Source organism: Paenibacillus terrisolis, from assembly GCF_056171975.1.
In genome coordinates this window covers 1-22,741 of the sequence record NZ_JBKFGG010000016.1, presented here as the reverse complement: position 1 = coordinate 22,741, position 22,741 = coordinate 1, and the positions used below count along the sequence as shown (strand labels likewise).

The 22,741-nt window shown below is 52.6% G+C and carries 23 protein-coding genes; 14 read left to right on the top strand and 9 right to left on the bottom strand.

From position 1 onward, the window contains the following. The first annotated feature begins 50 nt into the window (after positions 1-50). Entirely contained in the window at positions 51-485 is a 435-nt protein-coding gene (locus ACI48K_RS14825; RefSeq protein WP_475028385.1) for an NfeD family protein, read from the top strand. Further along, positions 485-1,417 carry an SPFH domain-containing protein gene (locus tag ACI48K_RS14820; RefSeq protein WP_475028384.1) on the top strand — a complete coding sequence of 311 codons (933 nt, stop codon included), beginning with the start codon at positions 485-487 and terminating at the stop codon, positions 1,415-1,417. Before ACI48K_RS14825 ends, ACI48K_RS14820 begins: the two co-directional genes overlap by 1 nt. Positions 1,418-1,513: 96 nt before the next feature. Here the strand turns inward: ACI48K_RS14820 and ACI48K_RS14815 are convergent, their stop codons facing one another. Together ACI48K_RS14815 and ACI48K_RS14810 are read right to left on the bottom strand one after the other, a co-directional pair. Then, positions 1,514-2,176: a PspA/IM30 family protein gene (locus ACI48K_RS14815; protein WP_475028383.1), complete on the bottom strand. Its 663-nt coding sequence runs from the start codon at positions 2,174-2,176 to the stop codon at positions 1,514-1,516. Positions 2,177-2,205: 29 nt separating this feature from the next. Beyond that, positions 2,206-2,430: a PspC domain-containing protein gene (locus ACI48K_RS14810; RefSeq protein ID WP_475028382.1), complete on the bottom strand. Its 225-nt coding sequence runs from the start codon at positions 2,428-2,430 to the stop codon at positions 2,206-2,208. A gap of 256 nt (positions 2,431-2,686) precedes the next feature. Between ACI48K_RS14810 and ACI48K_RS14805 the strand changes: the two genes are divergently transcribed. The 3 genes from ACI48K_RS14805 to ACI48K_RS14795 all read left to right on the top strand — a co-directional run bounded on the left by ACI48K_RS14805 (position 2,687) and on the right by ACI48K_RS14795 (position 5,365). Further along, positions 2,687-3,232 carry a flavodoxin family protein gene (locus ACI48K_RS14805; RefSeq protein WP_475028381.1) on the top strand — a complete coding sequence of 182 codons (546 nt, stop codon included), beginning with the start codon at positions 2,687-2,689 and terminating at the stop codon, positions 3,230-3,232. A 179-nt stretch (positions 3,233-3,411) separates the two neighbouring features. Continuing rightward, positions 3,412-4,149, top strand: a complete 738-nt coding sequence (locus ACI48K_RS14800; RefSeq protein WP_475028380.1) for a glycerophosphodiester phosphodiesterase — start codon at positions 3,412-3,414, stop codon at positions 4,147-4,149. A gap of 4 nt (positions 4,150-4,153) precedes the next feature. Next, the gene (locus ACI48K_RS14795) at positions 4,154-5,365 is read left to right on the top strand and encodes an SLC45 family MFS transporter (RefSeq protein WP_475028379.1); all 1,212 of its coding nucleotides are present in this window, start codon (positions 4,154-4,156) and stop codon (positions 5,363-5,365) included. Between the two features lie 69 nt (positions 5,366-5,434). On the opposite strand, the gene ACI48K_RS14790 is transcribed toward ACI48K_RS14795, so the two are convergent. Both ACI48K_RS14790 and ACI48K_RS14785 read right to left on the bottom strand, forming a co-directional pair. Further along, positions 5,435-6,145, bottom strand: coding sequence for a YcnI family copper-binding membrane protein (locus ACI48K_RS14790; RefSeq protein WP_475028378.1), 711 nt, complete (start codon positions 6,143-6,145; stop codon positions 5,435-5,437). 28 nt (positions 6,146-6,173) lie between these two features. Continuing rightward, the gene (locus tag ACI48K_RS14785) at positions 6,174-7,877 is read right to left on the bottom strand and encodes a copper resistance CopC/CopD family protein (RefSeq protein WP_475028377.1); all 1,704 of its coding nucleotides are present in this window, start codon (positions 7,875-7,877) and stop codon (positions 6,174-6,176) included. 476 nt (positions 7,878-8,353) lie between these two features. On the opposite strand from ACI48K_RS14785, the gene qoxA reads away from it, so the two are divergent. The 7 genes from qoxA (at position 8,354) to ACI48K_RS14750 (ending at position 16,164) form a co-directional block, all read left to right on the top strand. Beyond that, the gene (qoxA, locus tag ACI48K_RS14780; protein ID WP_475028376.1) at positions 8,354-9,289 is read left to right on the top strand and encodes a cytochrome aa3 quinol oxidase subunit II; all 936 of its coding nucleotides are present in this window, start codon (positions 8,354-8,356) and stop codon (positions 9,287-9,289) included. Positions 9,290-9,333: 44 nt separating this feature from the next. Continuing rightward, positions 9,334-11,307, top strand: coding sequence for a cytochrome aa3 quinol oxidase subunit I (qoxB, locus tag ACI48K_RS14775; RefSeq protein ID WP_475028375.1), 1,974 nt, complete (start codon positions 9,334-9,336; stop codon positions 11,305-11,307). Beyond that, complete coding sequence (gene qoxC, locus ACI48K_RS14770) at positions 11,304-11,900, top strand: cytochrome aa3 quinol oxidase subunit III (protein ID WP_475028374.1); 597 nt, start codon at positions 11,304-11,306, stop codon at positions 11,898-11,900. Before qoxB ends, qoxC begins: the two co-directional genes overlap by 4 nt. Position 11,901: 1 nt before the next feature. Next, positions 11,902-12,192 carry a cytochrome aa3 quinol oxidase subunit IV gene (qoxD, locus tag ACI48K_RS14765; RefSeq protein WP_475028373.1) on the top strand — a complete coding sequence of 97 codons (291 nt, stop codon included), beginning with the start codon at positions 11,902-11,904 and terminating at the stop codon, positions 12,190-12,192. Between the two features lie 1,016 nt (positions 12,193-13,208). Continuing rightward, positions 13,209-13,622 carry a metal-sensitive transcriptional regulator gene (locus tag ACI48K_RS14760; RefSeq protein WP_475028372.1) on the top strand — a complete coding sequence of 138 codons (414 nt, stop codon included), beginning with the start codon at positions 13,209-13,211 and terminating at the stop codon, positions 13,620-13,622. Between the two features lie 36 nt (positions 13,623-13,658). Further along, positions 13,659-13,859 carry a copper ion binding protein gene (locus ACI48K_RS14755; protein WP_475028371.1) on the top strand — a complete coding sequence of 67 codons (201 nt, stop codon included), beginning with the start codon at positions 13,659-13,661 and terminating at the stop codon, positions 13,857-13,859. 79 nt (positions 13,860-13,938) lie between these two features. Beyond that, positions 13,939-16,164: a heavy metal translocating P-type ATPase gene (locus tag ACI48K_RS14750; protein WP_475028370.1), complete on the top strand. Its 2,226-nt coding sequence runs from the start codon at positions 13,939-13,941 to the stop codon at positions 16,162-16,164. A gap of 95 nt (positions 16,165-16,259) precedes the next feature. Here the strand turns inward: ACI48K_RS14750 and ACI48K_RS14745 are convergent, their stop codons facing one another. From ACI48K_RS14745 to ACI48K_RS14730, 4 genes are all read right to left on the bottom strand, one after another. After that, complete coding sequence (locus ACI48K_RS14745; protein ID WP_475028369.1) at positions 16,260-16,916, bottom strand: hypothetical protein; 657 nt, start codon at positions 16,914-16,916, stop codon at positions 16,260-16,262. Then, on the bottom strand, positions 16,903-17,097 hold the full coding sequence (locus ACI48K_RS14740) for a type II toxin-antitoxin system antitoxin (RefSeq protein ID WP_475028368.1): 195 nt from the start codon (positions 17,095-17,097) through the stop codon (positions 16,903-16,905). Before ACI48K_RS14740 ends, ACI48K_RS14745 begins: the two co-directional genes overlap by 14 nt. A gap of 18 nt (positions 17,098-17,115) precedes the next feature. Further along, entirely contained in the window at positions 17,116-17,970 is an 855-nt protein-coding gene (locus ACI48K_RS14735) for an SPFH domain-containing protein (RefSeq protein ID WP_475028367.1), read from the bottom strand. A 149-nt stretch (positions 17,971-18,119) separates the two neighbouring features. Continuing rightward, the gene (locus tag ACI48K_RS14730) at positions 18,120-19,571 is read right to left on the bottom strand and encodes an aminotransferase-like domain-containing protein (RefSeq protein ID WP_475028366.1); all 1,452 of its coding nucleotides are present in this window, start codon (positions 19,569-19,571) and stop codon (positions 18,120-18,122) included. Positions 19,572-20,159: 588 nt separating this feature from the next. Here ACI48K_RS14730 and ACI48K_RS14725 point away from each other — a divergent pair. Further along, complete coding sequence (locus tag ACI48K_RS14725) at positions 20,160-20,831, top strand: LysE/ArgO family amino acid transporter (protein ID WP_475028365.1); 672 nt, start codon at positions 20,160-20,162, stop codon at positions 20,829-20,831. Between the two features lie 119 nt (positions 20,832-20,950). After that, positions 20,951-21,703 carry an oxygen-insensitive NADPH nitroreductase gene (gene nfsA / locus ACI48K_RS14720; protein ID WP_475028364.1) on the top strand — a complete coding sequence of 251 codons (753 nt, stop codon included), beginning with the start codon at positions 20,951-20,953 and terminating at the stop codon, positions 21,701-21,703. 47 nt (positions 21,704-21,750) lie between these two features. Here the strand turns inward: nfsA and ACI48K_RS14715 are convergent, their stop codons facing one another. Next, complete coding sequence (locus ACI48K_RS14715; RefSeq protein WP_475028363.1) at positions 21,751-22,575, bottom strand: TatD family hydrolase; 825 nt, start codon at positions 22,573-22,575, stop codon at positions 21,751-21,753. Between the last annotated feature and the right edge of the window lie 166 nt (positions 22,576-22,741).

Below are 22,741 nucleotides of genomic sequence, written 5' to 3'. Positions count from 1 at the left end.
TGGTCACCGTATATATTAGTATAATGCGGAAAGGTGGTGCATCTGCTGGGATGGATGCATGGGTAGTTTGGCTGATCATCGCGGGCGTTTTGCTCGTCTTTGAGATGATGTCGCTTACTTTTTATCTCCTTTGGCTGGCAATTGGTGCGGGAGTAGCGGCGATTATCGCGCTTGCGGCTCCGGACGCTTTTTTGCTGCAAGTGTTGGCGGGCTGTTTGGTGGCCGTGGTTCTGACCGTATTTACCAAACCGCTCGTAAGAAAATTTCGGGCATCCAAAGGATTTAAAGATACCGGTACCGAACTGGTAGGAAAGCAAGGCGTGGTCGTCGAACCGATCGAGCCGGGACAATTCGGAATCGTGAAGGTCGGCGGGGATACCTGGAGTGCGACCTCCACGAGTTCCCTCCTGAAGGATGATCTGGTCCGGGTGATTCACCGAAGCAGTACGATTATCGAAGTAGAACGATGGGAGGAAATTTCTTAATGGAATGGGCAATTATCGCCGTCATTGTTATCGTTGTCGTCGTCTTTATCTCGCTTACGGTCAAGGTCGTACCTCAACAGCGGGTTGGGGTTGTTGAACGGCTCGGGAAATTTCACCGGCTGCTGAATCCGGGGTTGAACATTTTGATTCCGGTGATTGACCAGGTGCGTTTGTATCATGATCTGCGGATTCAACAAGCCAATGTTCCGCCGCAAACGGTAATTACGAAGGATAACGTTCAGGTACAGATCGACTCGATCATTTTCTATCAGGTTGTCGGGCCGGAACAAGCGACTTACGGGATTTCCGATTACGTTTATGGGGTACGCAACATTTCCACCGCAACCATGCGGCAAATCATCGGTAAACTGGAGCTTGACGAAACACTGTCCGGCCGGGAGAAAATCTCGACGGAAATCCGGATTGCGCTCGATGAAGCAACGGAAAAATGGGGCGTTCGGATCGAGCGCGTGGAAGTTATCGACATTAAACCGCCGCTCGATATTCAGGAAGCGATGGACAAACAAATGAAGGCGGAACGGAACAAACGGGCCATTGTCCTTGAAGCCGAAGCCGCTAAGCAGGATATGATTCTTCGCGCCGAAGGGGATAAGCAAAGTAAAATCCTCAAGGCGGAAGGCGACAAGGAAGCGCGTATTCGCGAAGCCGAAGGCTTGCGTCAGGCGCAAGAGCTTGAAGCGCTTGGTAAAGCGGCGGCAATTCAATCCGTAGCTGAAGCCGAGAAAGTGCGGATCGAGTTCCTGCGCGAAGCTACGTTGAATGAACAGGTACTCGCTTACCAATCTTTCGAGGCCTTGAAAGAAGTCGCGAAAGGGCCTGCCAACAAGGTGTTTATTCCATCGAACGCGATCGAAACGCTGGGTACGCTCGGGGCGATCGGAGAAGTTTTCAAAACCAAGGAAGGCAAGTAACCTTCTTAAAATAAAAACCAGCGAGTCCCTTTCCGGTTTAGGCCGGGGACTCGCTGGTTTTTCGTTTCTTATGGATAACCTGGATTGCTACCGGAGTTATTCCCGCGACGACAGCTGATTTTTCAGCCGCTCTAATTCAGCGTTAACGGCCGGCGTATCGGCTGTGGAATTGGTTCCGCTGCCGAAGGCGGCACCGGAACGAACTTGTTCGCCAGCTTCCCACTCCAGAATTTTCTCTTCCATACGTTCAAATCCGCGGGCGGCTGCGCCGCTTTCAATACCGCGGCTGACGTTTGGCCGTTCGGCTTGAGCGTGCTCGCTTACTTTGCGGGCGCGGGCCGCCAGTTCATTTCTTTTTTCCTTCAAGTTCGCATATTCTTCTTTGGCTTCCTTCAGGCGCAGTTCGAGCTCCAGAACATGATCGCGAGCGGCTTTGGCTTCCGCTTCGTATTGATTTGCCTGTTCCTCGTAGCGGATTTTCTCCGCCGCCGCGTGGCGAGCGGTAGCTTCATCTCCGCTTTCCAGGGCGGTTAATGCGCGAACCTCGCTTTGTTTGGACAGGTGGGCGATATCGGCGCTTTTGCGTTCTTTGACGCTTACAGTCATTTTCTGTTCTTTCAGCAGGTTTTCCAGGGTATTGATATCATCTTCCAGGTTTCGCAAATACTGCCCGGTCATAACCACCGGATCTTCCATTTTGTTCAGGACTTCATGGATCGAGGCTTTAGCTAAGTTGGCGATTCTGTCAAATAGGCTCATTTTTTTTCTCTCCTTTGGTGAATAATGAATTAGAAGTTTGAAAAAGGATCATCGTAACCGAAAGTGCCCACCGTTTCCTTCGGTACGATGATACTGCCGATGATGTACAGGGCAACCACAGTCCCGAAGCTGATGAATACGGCGACTACGGAGATCAGGCGGACCAAGGTCGAATCGAGTCCCAGGTACCGGGCAATACCTCCGCACAGGCCGCTGATTTGTTTGTCCGTTGCCGAACGAAATAATCTTTTCATGTAGAATCCACTCGCTTTCTTTTATTTGTAATCGTGTTTACGATCTGGTTTGCTGTTCATGGTTTTATTGTAGCTGGATTAATGGCGGCGCATAACGGGCTTGGGACGGTTTGTGAACTGGACCTTGGTCGGGTTGCTTCCTCGTCAGGAAGTCGGGGGGACGGACACTTGAGGGTAGCATTTCGGGCGGAGTGCATAGTATAACAATAGGGCAGCCGTTTAACGGAGGAACACATTAAAGAAAGGAAGTGGCGACATGACCATCGCGATATTGCACGGCAGCTCACGAGAAGGGGGGAATACGGAGCAGCTTACCAAGCTGGCTTTGGACGGCATCCCTCACACGGACTTTTTCCTGCGGGAGAAACGTATCGTCCCGATTCATGACCAGAGGCATGACGAGGGTGGATTTGATCCGGTCGAAGACGATTATGACGATTTGATCCAGGAAGTGCTGGAGCATGATATTTTGATTTTTACTACGCCGGTTTATTGGTATGGGACGTCGGGGCTTTTGAAAAACTTCATGGACCGCTGGTCACAAAGTCTGCGGGACCCCGGGTATAACTTCAAGGAAGCCATTGCACAAAAAACGGCTTACGCAATCATTGTCGGAGGCGACAACCCTCGAATCAAGGCGCTTCCCCTTATTCAACAATTGCAGTATGCATTTGATTTTGTCGGCATGCCGTTGGCGGGATATGTGATCGGGAAAGCCAGCAAACCGGGGGACATTTTTCAGGATGCCATGGCGATCCGGGAAGCTGAATTGCTAAATGTGGAGTTAAGGAAGCAGCTTTAATGAAAACGGCGGAGAATCCGTTTCTCCTTTGACGTCTTTGTGAAAATATTGGCGGGGGCAATATTTCCGGGCATCCGTCATTGTTTCACGGGACGTCTTTTATTTTGCCCTAACATTGAAGGAATATAGTAGAGGGATGGATAATACTAATTTTAAATAAATTGAGGGAGGTTGTTTCTTTGAGCGAGATCATTAATTTTGCGCATCGGGGAGCGGCGGGACACTGTCCGGAAAATACGGCAGTTTCCTTTGCCCGGGCTTTGGAGCTTGGGGCCACCGGGATCGAAACGGATGTGCAGATGAGCAAGGACGGGCAGCTCGTGCTGATCCATGACGAGACGCTGACTCGCACCGGGGGAACGCCGGAATGGGTCAAAGACCTGACGCTGGCGGAATTGAAAAATTGCGAAGTGGGTTCCTGGTTCCATGAGGATTTTCGAGGCGCCCGGATCCCCACGCTGGAAGAGCTGTTTGAGCTTGTAGAAGGCAAGGATACGATCGTCAATGTGGAGCTGAAAAACGGAATCGTCAGATACCCCGGCATCGAAGCAAAGGTGATCGAAACCGTACGGCGCTTCGGCATCGAGGATCGAATTATTTTATCCAGCTTCAATCATTATTCTCTGGTCGAATGCAAACAGCTGGCGCCGGATATTCGCACCGGTATTTTGTATATGGAAGGCTTGTACGAGCCGTGGGAATACGCCAAAAAGGTTGGAGCGGGCGCCTTGCATGCGTACCAATACGCTTTGACGCCGGAACTGGTCGACGAAGCGGCGCAGCATGGAATCGTCTATCATCCTTTTACGGTCAACGAACAAAGCGTTATGAAAGCGCTGATCAAAGCCGGGGTTGCCGGAATTATTACCGATTATCCGGATCGTCTCGCCGAACTGATCGCCAAGCAGGGAGTGTGAGCGGATGAAAAAAACATGGCTGCTGGGACTCGGGTTTTTCAGCATCAGCTTGACCTGGGCGTTATATAACGCGTTTGTTCCGCTCTTCTTGGAAGATTATTTGAAAAGCGCCGCCATGATCGGGTTTATGATGACGATTGACAATTATTTTGCCCTTATTTTGCAGCCATGGATCGGTCACCGCAGCGACAAGACAAACACCAGATTCGGGCGCAGAATGCCTTATTTGCTGATCGGCATGCCGCTGGGGGCCGTGTTTGCCGCCTTGATTCCTTTACATACGGGTTTTGTTACCCTAGTTTTGTTTATGGTATTAATGAATTTGTCGATGAGCGTGTTCCGCGCTCCGACCGTCGCTTTGATGCCGGACATTACCCCGGAAAAACAGCGGACGAAAGCAAACGGAGTCATCAACTTTATGGGCGGAATCGGCTCGGTGCTGGCTTTCGGCGTCGGTTCGATGCTGTACGGAATCGGCTCTTACGTACCGTTTTTGTTTGCCGGCATCATCATGCTGATTTCTCTTGTCGTCCTGAAGCTCGTCATTAAGGAGCCGGCGGCGAAGGAATATGGCGAGGAAACCGCCGAACCGAAAAAACCGGTACGGATCAAGGAACAGCTGGACAAAACGACTTCGCTGATCCTTGCGGCCATCTTTTTCTGGTTTGTAGCCTATCAGGGGGTAGAGGCGCTGTTTACCTTGTACGGAACGAAGCATCTCGGCATGAGCGACAGCGCCGCTTCTTTCTCGCTTACGTTTTTTTCGCTGGCGTTTCTGGTTTTCGCACTGCCCAGCGGCTGGCTCGGTGCCCGCTTTGGCAAAAAGGCGGTCATCTCGACCGGGCTCGTGGGCTTGGTCCTGATTTTCGGCGTGATGATTTTCGTGGAATCCATTCCGCTGCTTCGCGTTCTGCTGGTCATCGGCGGGGTCTTCTGGGCTTGCATCAACATTAATTCCTATCCTTGGATTGTCTCAACGGGGCGGGAGGAAAGCATCGGCACTCGGACCGGCATCTATTATTTCGTATCCTCGCTGGCCGCCATCACTTCTCCGCCGCTCCTCGGTTTGCTTATCGATACTTTCGGTTATTCGGCGCTGTTTATCAGCGCGTCCCTGGGAATGCTTCTTGCGTTTCTGTGTCTTTTGGGCGTTGCCCCGGAGTCCAAAACCGCCGGTCGGGATCCGCAGGATACATCGGCGCTGACGGCGGAGTAGCATACGCCTGTAAATAATAAAACCTCCGAGCATTCGGCAGCTAAGGCTGCGGGTGCCCGGAGGTTTGGTTTAGGCTTTTTTTCGCGCGGTTCGCACGGAAATCGCAAGCGCCCCGAGCGATACGAGCAGAGCGGCGGCCGACAGGATAACGCCTGTTTCGCTGTTCGCGGTGGAGCCGCTTGGCTGCGCCGCAACGGGGTCTCCGGCGCCGCTATTTCCGGTCTCTACAGCAGCACTGCCGGTTGTTCCCGTCTCGCCGTCATGATCATGCCCCTCCGAGGCCGTTTCTCCGGTGCCCGTTTTAGCGGTAAGCTCCGTCAGCGAATGGGGCGCGTCGCTGCCTTCGTCGCCGGTCCATTCCACCACGCTGCCGTCGCTGTAGTATTGGTAAGCGTCCCAGGCAAGCTTAACTTCCTCGTTCGGATTTTTGGCGACAAAATCAAACTGCTGGAACTCACCCGGAGCGATGCCGTCCCCATCCGCCGTCCAAGTCACCGTCGTAACCAGCCCGGTTTCGTCCTTGGTCAATTGAATATCCCAGTCCGCGATAGGACGGTACTGCTTGAATTCCAAGCCTTCCGGCATTTTGAGCGTAACCTTGACGGTCGAAATGTCCTTTTCCACGGGAACCTTGATAGAGTACGTTTCCCAAGCTCCCGGAGCGGATTCGCCCGGCGATACGGTGACGTGAGCGGATGCGATTCCGGCAAACAGCAGCAAACCGGCTATTGCGGCGGCGCTCATGGCTGCGAAACGGGAAAATAAGTTCGTTCTGGACATGGAAATCTCCTTCCCTCATATAATCTTGTTATGAATAACCGGCTCTGAGCGATAAATCCAGGTCCAGGGCATCCAAGGATTTCAGCAGGACGTGTACGTGAACATTCCAGCGTCCGCCCATGTTTAGCAGTTCCTCGATCTGAGGCGCTTTGCTTCCCGGGAGTATGATTTCGATTTTCCCCATATTCATGTCTTTCGAGGTCAAAGTTAGCGTAATCTGCTCGTACTCCTTAAGTGGATGTCCGGCCGGATCATCAATGCCTACCGTGAAAAGGTTGTTCCCCGGCCGGTTTGGGGTAATGTCAACGTGAATCCGGTAACCGCCGGCGGTAAAGCCGGTCAAATGAGCCGGCCCCGGGTTCGACGCCGCAGTCGGCAAATTGGCGAGCAGCGCTGCGAGCAGCAGCACGCCGATGCCGGCAGCGAACTCTACCCATATGCCGGGGCCAAGCGGCCGCGATTGCTTCCGTCCGCGCCGAAAAGCGGAAAAGCCCAATGCCAGCATGACCAGCGTCAAAGCCGCTTTGGCCAAGAGCACCTGTCCATAAGTCGTAGAAAAAAGACTGTACCAGGTAGGAACATTCATAAGGCTTCCGAAGAGGCCCGTCAACAGGAGGACGGTGACGCAAGCCGAGGCCAGCATCGAGAACCGGCGGATGGCTTGCCAATACACCGCTTTTGGGGCCGGATCCGGCCTGGTAACTGCGGCCGCCGGGAGCAGCCATGCCAAGGCAAGCAAACCTCCAACCCATGTCAGGGATGCGGCCAGATGCAGAAAGTCCGCCGTCACGGTGAAGCTTTTCCAGTCGGATGTCGACGCATGGCCGATAAAGGCTTTGGACAGCAGCAGACCTCCGGCGCCCAGCAGCGCCGAGCCTCTCAGTAAGAGCACTCCCGTAATCCTTTTTCCCCGGTTTTCAGCCGTTTCAACGTCAATAAAGGGTAGAAAAACGGTAACTCCCAGCATGACAAGGAGAATCATGGCCTGATATTTCCATACCTCGCCGAAGGTGGTATATCTAAGCGTTTCCTGCAGTAAGTCCGAACTCCAGGCATCCTTAAACGCGATTCTCGCGTCGTCCGCGGTTTGCTGCGGCAGGCTAAACAATATACCGGCCGTCGTCATAACGAACCCCAGCCAGAGTCCGCCAAGACTGCGCCGACGCAATTGTCCGTCTTCATTCCGGTTATACTCGGGAAGAAGAACCGGTTCGAAGAGAAGCATTCCGATGTATATGGCGATCCCGGCGTAGAACAAAAAACGGACGGCGATTAGTCCGTATCCGGGGAATCCTTCATCCCTGCCGGAGGGGGAATGGTAGAGAGCTGTGCCCGATTGCCCGTCTCCAATTTGAAACGCAAACGTTCCCGACACCGGATGACCGTCTCCGGAAACGATATTCCAATCGGTGCTGTAAATCCCGTTTGCCAAATCCGGCTGTAAACGGACGACTAACCGGGAAGGATTGTCCGGATCAATCCCGGCGTCATTCATATCGGCCGATTTGCCGCTTGGGCCCGTAACCGTCAGCGAATGGAAGGCCGTCTCGATCGGTTCATTAAACAGAATGGAAACGCTGCCGGGAGATTCTTCAACAATTTCATCCGCCGCAGGAGAAGAAGAAACGACGTAGGCATGGGCGGATACGGACGCGGAACATACCAGCATCAAGATATAGAATAGAACCGGCATACCGATCCATTTAGGCCATTTGGGCAAACGCCGATTCATGTTGATCCCACCTTTTGCGCATCCGCCATTTATTGATAATCGATCTCATTTTACAATGATTATTGTTTTATGAACATGACTATTCGGAAGATAAATGTACAAATCATGTGAAATATGACGAAATCGTGAATTATTAAAAATGAATGAAAACATACATTAAAAAGTGAATTTAATCACAAAAAAGAGGATTAAATATGACGATTTTGCGAACTATCATGTCGCGAAAGCTTTTGTGAACATTTATCAAAATCGCGTTATTTGCCGTTATTCCGACTTAAACGGCTTATTTTGACCATATTGCATGCCGAATAGGACAATTATCACATCATCAATTAGTAAATATTTACATAAATTACATTGTCTATGAATTGTTATTCGATGAAGGCTTACCTAACATAATTCTTAACTGGAAAACGAATTCATCCGCGGCTTGTACCGGATGATGTTCACAATTGAGAAAGGGGTATCGGTATCCTATGAAAAGGAAAGGGTTGCTGCTAGCACTATTTTCAGCACTTCTTGTCCTCTTGACCGGCTGTAATTCGCTGACCGTATTGAATCCGCAAGGTCCGGTGGCCAAGACCCAATCTAACGTCATTATTTTCTCTATCCTGGTAATGGCGTTTATCCTATTGGTTGTTTACGTTTTGTACATTTACATGCTGACGAAGTACCGCGCTTCCAAAGCGGCTCCGGATTACGAACCGCCTCATATCGAGGGCAGCAAATGGCTGGAATTCACCTGGATGATTATTCCGGTCATTATCGTGGCGGTCCTGTCCGTCGTTACCGTTCGAAGCACCTACGCGGTAGAAAAAGTGCCGGATGGCTATGAAAATCAGAAACCGCTGGTCATTTACGCATCTTCTTCCAACTGGAAATGGCATTTCAGTTATCCGGAGGAGGGAATCGAGACGGTTAACTACGTTAACATTCCCGTGAATAGGCCGATTGAATTCCGTTTGTACTCGTTTGGACCGATTACGAGCTTCTGGGTGCCGCAGCTGGGCGGACAGAAATACGCAATGAGCGACATGGTGAACACGCTTCATCTTGTTGCCGAGAATGAAGGCCAATTCTTGGGCAAGAACTCGAACTTTTCCGGCAAAGGCTTCGCTCAGATGGAGTTTGAGGTTCTCTCTATGAAACAGAAAGATTACGACGATTGGGTGAAAGACGTGAAAGGCTCGGCGCCTAAACTTACGGAAGAGGAATTCGACAAGCTGCTGAACACCGAATTCGTCGGCCGCAAAACCTACACCTCGACGCATCTTGACTTCAGACCCGCTCCGGAAGGAGAAAATGCCGGGCATAACCACGGCGGAACGGAAGCTGACGGCTCATCCGGCGGGGATGATATGGAAGGCATGGACCATTCGCAAATGGACATGAGTTCCGAAGACGGCAAATAACAAACCAATCGTAACCTTAGGAATAAAGAAGGGAGCAGCTTGACATGAAATGGGACGAATTTTTCGTCACTGGAGAACCGATGATCTATGGCGCGATGGTCAGCATCGTGGTCGTATCCTTGGCGATTCTCATCGGACTTACCTATTTTAAAAAATGGGGCTACCTGTGGCGCGAATGGTTAACGACCGTTGACCATAAGCGAATCGGTATTATGTATATCATTTCCGCGCTGCTGATGCTGTTCCGCGGCGGCGTGGATGCGCTGCTGATGCGGGCTCAACTGGCAATACCGGAGAACGGATTGCTCGACGCGCAGCACTATAACGAAATCTTTACGACGCACGGGGTCATCATGATCCTGTTCATGGCGATGCCGTTTATCATCGGGCTTATGAACGTGGTCATTCCGCTGCAGATCGGTGCCCGTGACGTGGCGTTTCCGAGGCTGAACGCCGTCAGTTTCTGGCTGTTTTTCGCCGGAGCGATGCTGTTCAACATTTCCTTCGTCATCGGGGGTTCTCCGGACGCGGGCTGGACGGCGTATTTCCCGCTGGCTAGCATCGAGTTCAGCCCGACGGTAGGGAACAATTATTACACGATCGCGCTGCAAATCGCCGGGATCGGTACGCTGATGACCGGCGTGAACTTCATCGTCACCATCCTCAAGATGCGGGCGAAAGGCATGACGCTGATGAAGATGCCGATGTTTACCTGGTCCGTGCTCATTACCTGCGTCATCATTTTGTTTGCCTTCCCGGCGCTCACGATCGCACTGGCGCTGATGATGTTCGACCGGCTGTTCGGCACACAGTTCTTTACGATGGCGAACGGTGGGATGGATATGCTTTGGGCCAACCTATTTTGGGTTTGGGGCCATCCGGAGGTATATATCGTTATTCTGCCGGCCTTCGGGATTTACAGTGAAATCATTGCGACTTTCTCGCGCAAAAACCTGTACGGCTACCGGTCGATGGTTTACAGTATGGTCGTCATTTCGCTGCTGTCTTTCCTCGTATGGGCGCATCACTTCTATACGATGGGTCATGGCGTGATGGTAAACGGAGTATTCTCGATTACGACTATGCTGATCGCGGTGCCTACCGGGGTTAAGATCTTCAACTGGCTGTTTACGCTGCAAAAGGGCAGGATCGAATTTACGACGCCGATGCTGTATTCGCTTGCCTTTATTCCGATCTTTACGATCGGCGGCGTGACCGGCGTCATGCTGGCCATGGCCAGCGCCGATTACCAGTACCACAACACGATGTTCCTGGTCGCTCACTTCCACTACGTGCTGATTCCGGGTACCGTATTTGCCGTAATTGCCGGCTTCTACTACTGGTTCCCGAAACTGTTCGGATTCAGGCTGAACGACAAACAGGGCAAAATCGCCTTCTGGATCATTGCGATCAGCTTCAACGTGACCTTTATGCCGCTGTTCTTCCTGGGACTGAAAGGCATGACACGCCGGATGTATACCTACTCCGCGGACACGGGATTCGGACCGCTTAACCTGATCGCTTCGATCGGCGCGGTAGGTCTGGCCGTAGGCTTCATCTACCTGGTTTACAACATCTATTGGAGCTTCCGCTATGCGGAAAGAGATACGACCGGCGACCCTTGGAACGCGCGTACCCTGGAATGGAGCACGCATAGTCCGGTGCCGGAATACAACTTCGCTATCACTCCTAAAGTCAGCGGACTGGATCCGTTTTGGGAGGCCAAGAAAGGCGGAGAACCGATTTTTGAGGGGAAATACGAAGAGATCCATATGCCGAACAACAGCGGGCAGCCGGTTATTCTGGGCGGAATCTTCTTCTTCTTTGGATTTTTCATGGTGTTCAGTTGGTGGATTCCGGCGATTGTGGCCGGTCTCGGCGTGATTATCATGCTGGCGGTGCGTTCGTTTGAACGCGACCACGGACATCATATTCCGGTGAGCGAAATCATCAAAACCGAAAACGCCTTGGCGAGCCGGATGAATTCGGATACGAAATTGCGGGGTGAACACGCATGAAAATAGATCATACGCTGCCGCTTGAATACAGCACGGAAGAAAACAGCAATAAGATTTTCGGATTCTGGCTTTTCCTGGGCGCGGAAATCGTCCTGTTCTCCACGTTGTTCGCGGTATACCTGACGCTGTGGAATCGAACGGGCAGCGGTCCTGACGGACACGAGATTTTTGAAATCGGACCGGTGCTGATCGAGACCTTTGTGCTCCTGACGAGCAGCTTCACCTGCGGGCTGGCGATCCATGCCATGCGGCTGGGCCTGCGCAAACCGTTTGTGGTGTTTTTCCTGATCACCTTGGCCTTTGGCCTCGTGTTCCTGGGCGTGGAAATCAGCGAGTTCGTGACTTATGTGGGCGAAGACGCCACAATTCAAACGAGCGCGTTCCTGTCCAGCTTGTTCGTTCTGCTCGGTACGCACGGAGCGCACGTAACGATGGGCCTCCTGTGGGGCAGCGGCGTGGCGATCCAAATCAAACGCGAGGGCTTTACGGCGGCCACGGCCAACAAGTCGTTCATTTTCTCGCTGTATTGGCACTTCCTCGACGTTGTCTGGATTTTCATCTTCAGCTTTGTTTATTTGAAAGGACTGATGTGACATGAAAAAACTGTTCCCTGTACAGCACGTCATGGGATATGTATTTTCCCTGATTTTGTCGGTTGTCGCATTGTCCGTCATTTTCTTTGACTTGTCTCTGACCGCGGGACTGGTCATTCTGATCCTTTGCGCGGTGGTTCAGATGTCGCTGCAGCTGTTTTTGTTCATGCACATCGGCGAAGGCGGCACGAAAACCGCTTTGTACACCAATCTGGCCTATGCGCTGTTCGTCGGGTTGATTACGGTGTTCGGGACATTGTTTACCATGATCTGGGGATATCAGCTCAAATAAATAGCGGCCGGCATATTGTGGGCCGGAGTTCGGCAAAACCCGTCGTCACGAAAGTGGCGGCGGGTTTTTGCGCTGCCGGCTGAGCGGCATGCACCGGCACGGAGCTTGTGGCGCATGGGATGGAGTGTGGGGACGGTAAATGGAAATGAATTATGGAAGTGGGGTATGGAGATGGGGGATGGAAATAAAGGTTAGAAGATAAAGTGCGGGAGGTTCGAATGATGACGCGATGATAGGGGAAGGGAGGCGGGAAAACTAAATGCAAAAGAGCCAAATGCTGAAGAGCTGAATGCAGAAGAGCCAAATGCAGAAGAGCTGAATGGAGAAGAGCTGAATGCAGAAGATTAAAATGCAGAAGAGCTGAATACTGTGTATGACCGAATGCCGTAGAACCGCATGCTATAGAACCCAATGCTATAGAACCGCATGCTATAGAACCCAATGCTATAGAACCCAATGCTATAGAATCCAATGCTATAGAATCCAATGCTATAGAACCCAATGCTATAGAATCCAATGCTATAGAATCCAATGCTATAGAATCCAATGCTACAGAATCCAATGCTACAGAATCCAATGCTGTTGAACTGAATGCTGTTGAACTGAATGCTGTAGAGCGAACTGCTCGGCTACATTGCACGAAAAACATTCTAACGAATCCTATATGCGTTATTTTGCCCAAAATGCGGATAATAGAAATGTAACGAATCGAGATGACCTTATTTGGCATAAAAATGCCTCCGTCTGATGCAAACTGGCCCAATAACGATTCCTGAGTCCGTTAGAGTTTGAAACTTGCGAATAAACGCGAAATAGCGTCTCTCAGATTCGTTAGTACGCAGCGACCCGGTCAAGCCCGATCTAAGCCGGATCCACCCGGTCCGTTTCGGCAATTCTCCACCGATGATCGGCGCTGAATACTAAAGTGAGAAAGATTCTCTTTACATACCCTATAGGGGTATATTATAATAAATTCATCAGGAAGGCGATATACCTTCCGGGAAGGAGTGATAAGGATGCCGGAGCAGGTACATGATCATAAAACCAGTCATGAGTTGACGTTTGGCGGCAGCAGCGAAAGCGGCGGGATTGGCTATGCGGGCCATGATAATAGCGGCGACAACGGTGCCGATGTCCAAAGCGCGAAGCAGGAAAGGCACAGCCACCATTCGGAAGCGACGAAAAATAATCTGATCAGCCGCTTGAACCGGATCGAAGGACAAATTCGCGGGATCAAAGGCTTGATCGAGAAGGATACTTATTGCGACGATGTGCTGAACCAGATTGCCGCCGCTCAATCCGCGCTGAACAGCGTGGGAAGGCTGCTGCTGGAAGGGCATATGCGAAGCTGCGTTGTCGAAAGGATTCAAGCGGGCGAGACGGAAGTCCTCGACGAACTGCTCGTTACCGTTAATAAATTGATGAAATAACCATCTCAAATCAACTATTTTTAGGAGGAGAAAAAAATGACAAATATTACTTTAAACGTAGAAGGCATGTCCTGCGATCACTGCGTGAAATCCGTAGAAGGAGCCGTATCCAAACTGGGCGCCACGGGCAAAGTGGATCTTGCCGCCAAGAAAGTGGACGTTACTTATGACGAAGGCAAACTGACGGTGGAACAAATCAAAGAAGCGATCGAAGACCAAGGGTATGACGTCGTTTAATAGGCCGTGCAGAAACGCCGTTTTCTGCCGTCTCGAATATACCCCTAAGGGGTATTAATGCGTGACTGGAGGTTTTACCATGGAAAAAGCACTATCGGCTCCAAGCGATCAGATGACACTGCAGATTACCGGGATGACCTGCGCGGCATGCGCAAACCGGATCGAAAAAGGGCTTAACCGCCTCCCCGGCATGGCGCAGGCAAACGTGAACCTGGCGCTGGAAACGGCGCAGGTAACGTACGACCCGGGTCAAGTGTCGCTCGAGCAGATTTTAAATAAAGTAAGCCAGCTTGGTTACGGGGCGATTCCCAAACCGTCGGAAGAAGAATCGGAGGACATCCGCGCGCGGGAAATCGTTAAGCAAAGAAACAAGCTGATCATATCGGCGGTACTGTCGTTGCCGCTGCTGTGGGCCATGGCGGGGCATTTCTCGTTTACGTCATGGATCTGGACGCCGGAGCTGTTCATGAACCCATGGTTCCAGCTCGTGCTGGCGACACCGGTTCAGTTTATCATCGGCGGCGGTTTTTACGTCGGGGCGTACAAAGCCCTGCGGAACCGCAGCGCCAATATGGATGTGCTGGTGGCGCTTGGGACGTCGGCGGCGTATTTTTACAGCCTATATTTGAGCCTTGATTCCTTGTCAATGCCGCATGGGCATACCCCCCAGCTGTATTATGAAACAAGCTCGATCCTGATCACGCTGATCCTGCTGGGCAAATGGTTTGAAGCGCTGGCCAAAGGGCGCTCTTCGCAGGCGATCAAAACGCTGATGGGTCTGCAGGCGAAAACGGCGCTGGTTCTCGAAGATGGCGTGGAGACAGTCGTACCGATTGAATCGGTCGTACCGGGAGACCTTCTTATCGTTAAACCCGGCGAGAAGATTCCGGTTGACGGCGAAGTAGTTGGCGGGGCCTCGTCCGTAGACGAGTCGATGCTGACCGGTGAGAGCATTCCCGTGGAGAAAAAGGAAGGCGACCCGGTGATCGGCGCAACCGTGAACAAGCACGGGGTACTGCGCATCCGGGCCTCCAAGGTGGGGCAGGAGACGGCGCTGGCGCAAATTATCCGCGTCGTGGAAGAAGCGCAGGGCTCCAAAGCGCCGATCCAGCGGGTCGCGGACGTCATCTCCGGCATTTTCGTTCCGATTGTCGTAGGGATCGCCGTTGTGACGTTTCTTGTCTGGTTCTTCCTGGTCGATCCGGGAAGCTTCGCCGAAGCGCTTGAAAAAGCGATCGCGGTGCTGGTCATCGCATGCCCTTGCGCGTTGGGTCTGGCGACGCCGACCTCGATCATGGCCGGTTCCGGGCGCGCCGCGGAATACGGCATCCTGTTTAAGGGCGGCGAGCACCTGGAAGCCGCCCAAGGGCTGGACACGATCGTGCTGGATAAGACCGGCACGATCACCCGCGGGCAGCCGGAGCTGCGCAGCGTCATTCCCGCCACAGGCGTGAATGACCTCGAACTGCTCCGGCTGACGGGCGCGGCCGAACGCGGCTCCGAGCATCCGCTTGCGGATGCGGTCGTTGCCGGGGCGCGGGCACGCGGCCTGGACCTGCCCGAGGCCTCCGCCTTCGAGGCGGTGCCGGGGCATGGCATTGCGGCGACCGTGGAGGGTCGCCGGGTGCTCGCCGGCACGCGGCGCCTGATGGCGCGCGAGGCGGTGGACGCGTCCGCCGCTCTCGCCGAGATGGCGGCGTTGGAGGCTGCCGGCCAGACCGTACTGCTGGTGGCGCTGGACGGTATTTTCGCCGGAATGATCGCAGTCAGCGATACGGTCAAGGACACGTCCCGGGATGCGGTTGCTCGGCTTAAAGCGCTGGGACTCCGCGTCGTGATGATCACCGGCGACAACGAACGGACCGCCAAAGCGATCGCCGCTGAAGTCGGCATCGACGAGGTGCTGGCGGAAGTGCTGCCGGAAGGCAAAGCCGCGGAAGTGAAGAAGCTGCAGGAAAGCGGGCGCAAGGTTGCGATGGTCGGAGACGGCATCAATGATGCGCCGGCGCTGGCCGTTGCCGACGTCGGCATCGCGATCGGCACGGGGACGGACGTGGCGATGGAAGCCGCGGACGTGACCTTGATGCGCGGCGACCTGAACGGCGTCGCGGACGCGGTATTGATGAGCAAACGCACGATGGGGAACATCCGGCAGAATCTGTTCTGGGCGCTCGCCTACAATACCGTCGGCATTCCGGTTGCAGCGGCGGGCTTCCTGGCTCCTTGGCTGGCCGGGGCCGCTATGGCGCTAAGCTCGGTATCCGTCGTCCTGAACGCGCTTCGCTTGCAGCGGGTAAAATTGTAATCGGACCCTTGTAAAACCATATATGAAAAAAAAGAAAAGCCTTCGGACCTGAGTCGCTTAACGCGTCTCGCCGAGGGCTTTTTGCTATAAGCGAATTATCTGGCTTTGCCGTGTTTTCTTGCCGATGCCCCCGTTTTGGAGATGGCGGGCTGCGCAAGCTCGTAGATGATGCCTTGTTCCTGAAGCGCTTTGATGAAAAGCTTCATCAATTCCATGTTGGATATCAGAGATTGCACATCCGGCTTTTTGCTGATTTCTTTTAAACTCAAAGTTGCTCTGAGTTCTTTGAGACGAACGTTGACATAAACCCCGTGATGCTGATCCAGCGCCTCCGGAAGCCCTTCCAATTTGAGAATGGTCCGCAGCAGGCTGGGCTGGGAAGCTTTGGCCCGAAACCGTTTATTCATGGCGGAATGAGGCAGCGTTACTTGCCGCAGATTGCGCCGGAACAAACCGAAAATGGGCCGCGTTGCCGAAAATAGCTCGAATTCCAGCTTGCGGCGGGGACGATAGATATATTTGATGCCGATCACAAGCGCCTGGCTGCCGGAACCGGAATCGGCAGCCGTGACCGTAACGTAACATGTCCCCATGTCATGCCCCAACTCAACGCGAACATGCTGATCGGTGTACTTCCAGCCATGAAAAACAGCAGGTACGTAAGTTCCCCCGCAATGATTCGCATAATCCTGTAGCAGGAGCGTCTTTTTAGGCACCCACCAATGTTTCTCGGTCTTTTTAGTCGGTGTCATGCTTTTCCTCCTCCCTGCCAGGCCCCCGTACTGAAGGCAAGCGGCCTTCTTTGCGCAGCGCCTCGCGCAGCAGGTATTCAATATGACCATTCACACTTCGGAATTCGTCCGCTGCCCAGCGTTCCAAAGCTTTATAAAGATCCGGGTCAAGACGAAGAGGAAAGCTTTTCTTGCTGGCCATCGTGAATGGCGTTCCTTATTAGTACAGCGTGCTGGCGTTAATGACCGGCTGGGCGGAACGGTCGGATACGACGGCGACGAGGAGATTGTTGATCATGGCGGCTTTGCGCTCATCGTCAAGCTCGACGACTTGATCCTTTTGCAGGCGGTCAATCGCCATTTGCACCATCGTTACGGCGCCGTCGACGATTTTTTCGCGGGCAGCAATGATTGCTTCGGCTTGTTGGCGCTGCAGCATCGCGCTGGCGATTTCCGTGGAGTACGCCAAATGGGTCAAGCGTGACTCGATTACTTTGACACCGGCGATGGCAAGGCGTTTTTGCAGCTCTTCCGTCAGTTCAAGGGCGATTTCTTCCGTGTTGCTGCGCAGCGAGAACCCGCTGTTGTCCGGCTGGTCGTAAGCGTACTTGCTTGCCACATGGCGCAGCGCGGTTTCGCTTTGAATCTCAACGAATGTCTCATATTCGTCGACTTCGAAGAGGGCCTTGGCCGAGTCGATGACCGCAAACACCACAACGGTGGCGATTTCGATCGGATTACCGTTCACGTCATTAACCTTTAGCTTGGCGCTGTTGAAGTTGCGGACGCGCAGCGAAACTTTTTTTCGGTTCGAAAAAGGAACGGCGAGATAAAAGCCGCTTTTGCGAATTACGCCAAGGTACCGTCCGAAGAAGGTGACGACCGAGGCTTGATTCGGCTGTACAATCGTCAGGCCCGTAAGAATGAGAAACCCAATGACGCACGCAACGATCCCAATTGTAAGCGGAAGAGCGTCTACAAGCGTAATGAGATATATACCTCCCCCCACGAAAACCAGCATAAACAAAAATGCGACAAACCCGTTCAGATACGATAATTCTTTTTCTTTAAACATACCGGAACACTCCTTAAAAGCAATATTTATTTGATATTTTTATGATATCACTATTAGAATTAATTGTAAATTGTTTTGCGTTAAACGAGGCTCCTAAAATTTTGAGAGCCGTAAGACGGATGCAGCGGGAGATAAGCCCAATTTATGGCCTATTCCGCCAAAGATTTGACGACGGCGGCCAGCCGGGCGATTCCTTCTTTAAGCTCGTCGATGGTTGCGTAGGCGTACGATAGACGCAGGCGGTCATTGGCTTCTCGGTCGTACAAGTGTCCCGGATTGACCAGGATTCCTTCTTTCAGCGCGGCATCGAACAGTCCTCTTGGAGTGGGAGCTTTATTGAGCTTCAGCCAGATGTAAAATCCTCCTTGCGGGGCGGACCAGCTTGCGAGCCCGGCAAAATGAGCCTGCAGCGCATCCAGAGCCGTTTGCCGCCTTAATCGCAGCTGCACGCGCAAGGATTCCAAATGCTTGTCGTAAAGGCCGCTGTCGAGCCATTCCGCGGCAGCCTGTTGCGATAAGGCACTGGAGCCGTAATCGCTTTGCATTTTGATGTCGGCGAGCCTTTCAATGACGGGCTGAGGCCCTGCGATCCAGCCGATGCGGAGCCCGGGGCTAAGCGTTTTGGACAGGCTGCCGACATACAACACGCTGCCGCTGGAATCCCGTGTTTTAAGCGGCAGAGGTGGCGGAGCGTCCAGCCACAAGTCGCGGTAAACATCGTCTTCGACGACCGGCAGTCTGGCGCCCTCGTAGGCCTCCAGCAGCGCTTCGCGCCGAGCTTCGCTCATCACGGTGCCCGTGGGATTATGAAATGTAGGAATGGTGTACAGAAGCGCTCCCGCGTACTGTTTGGCATATGCGCCTACAAGATCGGCCCGTAGTCCTGCTTCGTCCATCGGAATCCCTCTGAGCTTCATTCCGGCCGATTGGAAGACGGGAATCGAGTATAAATATGACGGGCGCTCAAGCAGTACGGTGGAGCCCCGCTGCAGCAGCCCGACCGAGATCAACTGCAGCGCTTGAAGCGCGCCGGAAACGACGAGGATGGAGGAGGGGGAAGCGGCGATTCCCAGGGATTCCATTCGCGCGGAGAGTAGCTCTCTCAGCCTTAGGTCGCCGTTTGGTTCTCCGTAGCCCAGACTGGGCACATTGTCGGCCATGCGACGCAGCAGCTCGCCCATTTCTGCCTGCGGCAGCAGCTCGGGCGATATCTCACCCGTTCCGAGTCGAATGATGCCGGGTCGGAATTCGGCTCTGTTGATCTCTTGCACGGCCGGCAGATTGGGCTGGTGAATGCCGGAGCTAACATAGGCGCTCCAATCCGGAGGTGGCGTGGAGGCAAGGACGCCCCAGGTCTGATTGACGACCCTGGTGCCCCCGCCTTTGCTGCCTTCGATCATCCCGGCCGCGGTAAGCTCGTCCAGCGCGTCGACGACGGTGCTGCGGTTCACGCCAAAGCTGGCCGCAAGGGAGCGCTGCGAAGGAATTCGTGTGCCTACGGGCCATTCACCGCCGGCGATTTTATCGCGAAGATACTCCGTTATTTGCTGATGCAGCGGAAGCGGAGAGGTGCGATTGGGCTGCCAAAAGATGTTATCCATAACAATCCTCCCGGGATTTGGTTGATTGTCTTTCATTATACAGTTTGGTTGGTTCAACATCCATCCAAATGGATGGAGCCAATTTGGCGAATCGCGGTTACAATGAAACCTACTCACAGAACTTCCGGAATGCTTCCAAAGCAAGTTCTGTACGAAGATTTAACTTTTTAAGTTGAATAAAGATTGAATTTGTACAGGGGCAGCCGTTCCATACCGAAAACGGTGCTTAACAAGAAGATGCAGCGAACGTCAACCTTCTAACGAATTGAAATACCGTTATTCTGGCGAAATCAAGCGCTTGAGAAATGTAACGGACCCCACAGCCCTTATTTGACCTGAAAGCACGCATTTGGTGCTGTTTTGGGATGAATAAGGATTCCTGGGTCCGTTAGAACATGAAACTCTGTCTTTTAAGATAAATAAGAGCCCTACAGTTCGTTAGCCGAAAAAGGAAGACGCTTCCTCTTCGATCAGCCCCGTCAAGCCCTGATTTCTTAGTTGAGCCTCTTTAATTCAACTTTCGAAGCAAGTTTTGTTCGAAGCCCATTCGGAGAAGCAACGCTCACAAAACTTTTAGGAGGAATCATCATGCTTACCGCCGCCATTCACGGGTTTGTGCTGGCGCTTGGCTTAATATTGCCGCTGGGTGCTCAGAATGTGTTTATTTTCAATCAAGGGGCCGCGAAAAGAACGCTTTTCGGCTTTTTGCCGGCCGTCCTCGCCGCGGCGTTTGGAGATACGGTATTGATTACGCTTGCCGTGCTGGGCGTTTCGCTTGTGGTCTTTTCTTTGGCATGGCTCAAAACGGTGTTTTTCGTATTGGGCGCATGTTTTATGATTTATATGGGATGGACGATCTTTCGCAGCCGCCCGCAAGCGGTCGATGGCGATAACGCCGAATCCGGAATGTCCGCCCAAAAGCAGGTTCTATTTGCGCTTTCCGTTACGTTTTTGAACCCTCATGCCATTTTGGATACGGTTGGCGTGATCGGAGCCAGTTCGCTTAGCTATGCGGGAAACGCCAAATGGGCGTTCATGGCCGCTACGATTCTGGTGTCGTGGTTTTGGTTTTTCGGATTGGCGATGGCGGGAAGAACCATCGGCAGCATTGACCGGAGCGGAGCCGTATTGAAAAGAATCAACCAGGCGTCCGCATTTATCGTTTGGTTTATGGCTTTTTATATGTTGTTTAAAGGATTAGATTCATTCGGCATGGTTCAGAATAACCAAGGAAATGGCAATTTAGCCGAGCGCCAATAGCCGACAGAAGCACTGGTTTTCCTTGCCAACTTGTCATGAAATGTCCCATAATGAAACTGTGCGCTGGAAAGAATAATCCAGAAACAAGACTAGAGATTTTAATGCGGGAGTGACATTTCATGAACGAGACCATGTCTTTGCTCATGTCTCACCGTTCCATCCGGAAATTTACCGGGGAACCGGTGGGCCGCGAGCAGGTAGAAGCGATCATAGCGGCGGGGCAGATGGCTTCCACCTCCAGCAATATGCAAGCCTATAGCGTCGTTGCTGTGATCGATCCCGAACGTAAAAAAAAGCTGGCTGAGCTATGCGGCAACCAGGCTTATGTGGAACAATGCCCCGTATTTTTAGTATGGTGCGGCGATTTGTCCCGGATCAAGGATGCGGCGGAACGCTACCGTCCGCAAGCTATATCTTACGAGGGAACGACGGAGAATTTTATCATTGCGACGGTGGACGCGGCGCTTGCGGCGCAAAATGCGGCGATTGCCGCCGAGTCTCAGGGGCTTGGCATCGTATATATCGGCGGGATTCGCAATCGGAGCGAAGAGGTTGCCGATCTGCTCGGCTTGCCGAAGTGGGTATATCCGGCGTTTGGCATGTGCGTGGGCTACCCGGATTACCCGGATCAAGAGCCGGGGCAACGTCCTAGACTGCCGGTGGAAGCCGTGCTGCATTGGGATTCCTACGATAACTCCCAAACGAAACAACCGATTGAGCGCTACGATGAGCGCATGGTGAAATATTTAAGGGAACGAACCGGCGGGGTTAAAGATACTCCTTGGTCCGAATTGATGGGGGAAAAATTGACCCAGCCGTCCCGGCTTCATATGCGGGAGTTTCTGAAGCGGCGGGGTTTTGATTTAAATTGAATAATGAGAGGGGGCGAAAGTGAAATGCTAGCGCTCTCTTTTTTTGTCTATAGTCCGTAAAAACGGCAGGTGTTCGAATACAACATGGAGACGGCTTTTTCAGTAGAAATGCCGTGAAGGTCTCCCCATGCCGCGCTGACGTTTCTAACCATACGGGAATGGGTAATTTGACCACAAAATGGTCCATCGAAAGGCCATGGTCCGTCGGTCTCGGCCATCACCCGATCCGCGGGATACATCCGCGCGAGATTCTGAATTTCATGCTCATATAAAATATCCGGCGTAAAAGAGATGTAGTATCCGTGATCCGCCATGCGCCGAACCGTTTGATCGGAGCCTTTGAACCAATGAAAATGGGCGTCGGTAATATGATGGCGCTCCAATAAGTCGCAGACAATATCGGCATCCTCGTATACGGCGTGAAGGACCACAGGTTTCTTCAAACTTTTAGCCGTTTGGAGGAGATTCTCCAGCAAAAGGAGATAAGGCTCCAGATCGAATGCTTCTTCCCGTTCGGCTGCTGCTTTTCGCAAATAATAGGGAAGCCCGATTTCTCCAACCGCAATCATGTTTTCGGCGTGCTCTCTCATCCATTTCAGCAGCCGGTTTCTTTCCGTCTCGGGCGGAACGGGCTGTTCGGGATGATAACCGAAGGCAGGATGGACAAGCTGCGGATGCCGTTTTGCCAGCGCAAGGTTGATTTGGCTGGACGAAAGGTTCATGGAGACGGCGATCACGGATTCAATTCCACAAGCCGGCAATTCCTGCAGCAAGCGCTCCCTTGTCACCTCGTCGTACAAATCCAGGTGAATGTGGGCGTCGATCAAGGGGAGCTGCGAACCAAGCGGTACTTCAAGCTGCATAGAGACCATGAGCCTTACCTTCTTCCTTCGAGAAGCTTCTTCTTGTCTCTATTATATCTTTTTCCGGTTTCCTCGTCAGTGATCCGGTTGATTAGAGTATAGGTGTGATCTTGTTTTTTCGTTGAGATTTATTAGAATATTGGCCTTTATACTCGTGTCGTACAATAACAATTAT

What these genes read in the sequence shown, in the direction of transcription:
- ACI48K_RS14810 (WP_475028382.1), bottom strand. Translation starts at nt 2,430, where the DNA reads ATGAAAAGATTATTTCGTTCGGCAACGGACAAACAAATCAGCGGCCTG.
- ACI48K_RS14805 (WP_475028381.1), top strand. Translation starts at nt 2,687, where the DNA reads ATGACCATCGCGATATTGCACGGCAGCTCACGAGAAGGGGGGAATACG.
- ACI48K_RS14785 (WP_475028377.1), bottom strand. Translation starts at nt 7,877, where the DNA reads ATGAATCGGCGTTTGCCCAAATGGCCTAAATGGATCGGTATGCCGGTT.
- ACI48K_RS14755 (WP_475028371.1), top strand. Translation starts at nt 13,659, where the DNA reads ATGACAAATATTACTTTAAACGTAGAAGGCATGTCCTGCGATCACTGC.
- ACI48K_RS14825 (WP_475028385.1), top strand. Translation starts at nt 51, where the DNA reads ATGGATGCATGGGTAGTTTGGCTGATCATCGCGGGCGTTTTGCTCGTC.
- ACI48K_RS14735 (WP_475028367.1), bottom strand. Translation starts at nt 17,970, where the DNA reads ATGTTTAAAGAAAAAGAATTATCGTATCTGAACGGGTTTGTCGCATTT.
- ACI48K_RS14745 (WP_475028369.1), bottom strand. Translation starts at nt 16,916, where the DNA reads ATGACACCGACTAAAAAGACCGAGAAACATTGGTGGGTGCCTAAAAAG.
- qoxD (WP_475028373.1), top strand. Translation starts at nt 11,902, where the DNA reads ATGAAAAAACTGTTCCCTGTACAGCACGTCATGGGATATGTATTTTCC.
- ACI48K_RS14740 (WP_475028368.1), bottom strand. Translation starts at nt 17,097, where the DNA reads ATGGCCAGCAAGAAAAGCTTTCCTCTTCGTCTTGACCCGGATCTTTAT.
- ACI48K_RS14760 (WP_475028372.1), top strand. Translation starts at nt 13,209, where the DNA reads ATGCCGGAGCAGGTACATGATCATAAAACCAGTCATGAGTTGACGTTT.
- nfsA (WP_475028364.1), top strand. Translation starts at nt 20,951, where the DNA reads ATGAACGAGACCATGTCTTTGCTCATGTCTCACCGTTCCATCCGGAAA.
- ACI48K_RS14730 (WP_475028366.1), bottom strand. Translation starts at nt 19,571, where the DNA reads ATGGATAACATCTTTTGGCAGCCCAATCGCACCTCTCCGCTTCCGCTG.
- ACI48K_RS14795 (WP_475028379.1), top strand. Translation starts at nt 4,154, where the DNA reads ATGAAAAAAACATGGCTGCTGGGACTCGGGTTTTTCAGCATCAGCTTG.
- ACI48K_RS14820 (WP_475028384.1), top strand. Translation starts at nt 485, where the DNA reads ATGGAATGGGCAATTATCGCCGTCATTGTTATCGTTGTCGTCGTCTTT.
- ACI48K_RS14815 (WP_475028383.1), bottom strand. Translation starts at nt 2,176, where the DNA reads ATGAGCCTATTTGACAGAATCGCCAACTTAGCTAAAGCCTCGATCCAT.
- ACI48K_RS14750 (WP_475028370.1), top strand. Translation starts at nt 13,939, where the DNA reads ATGGAAAAAGCACTATCGGCTCCAAGCGATCAGATGACACTGCAGATT.
- ACI48K_RS14725 (WP_475028365.1), top strand. Translation starts at nt 20,160, where the DNA reads ATGCTTACCGCCGCCATTCACGGGTTTGTGCTGGCGCTTGGCTTAATA.
- qoxA (WP_475028376.1), top strand. Translation starts at nt 8,354, where the DNA reads ATGAAAAGGAAAGGGTTGCTGCTAGCACTATTTTCAGCACTTCTTGTC.
- qoxC (WP_475028374.1), top strand. Translation starts at nt 11,304, where the DNA reads ATGAAAATAGATCATACGCTGCCGCTTGAATACAGCACGGAAGAAAAC.
- qoxB (WP_475028375.1), top strand. Translation starts at nt 9,334, where the DNA reads ATGAAATGGGACGAATTTTTCGTCACTGGAGAACCGATGATCTATGGC.
- ACI48K_RS14715 (WP_475028363.1), bottom strand. Translation starts at nt 22,575, where the DNA reads ATGGTCTCTATGCAGCTTGAAGTACCGCTTGGTTCGCAGCTCCCCTTG.
- ACI48K_RS14790 (WP_475028378.1), bottom strand. Translation starts at nt 6,145, where the DNA reads ATGTCCAGAACGAACTTATTTTCCCGTTTCGCAGCCATGAGCGCCGCC.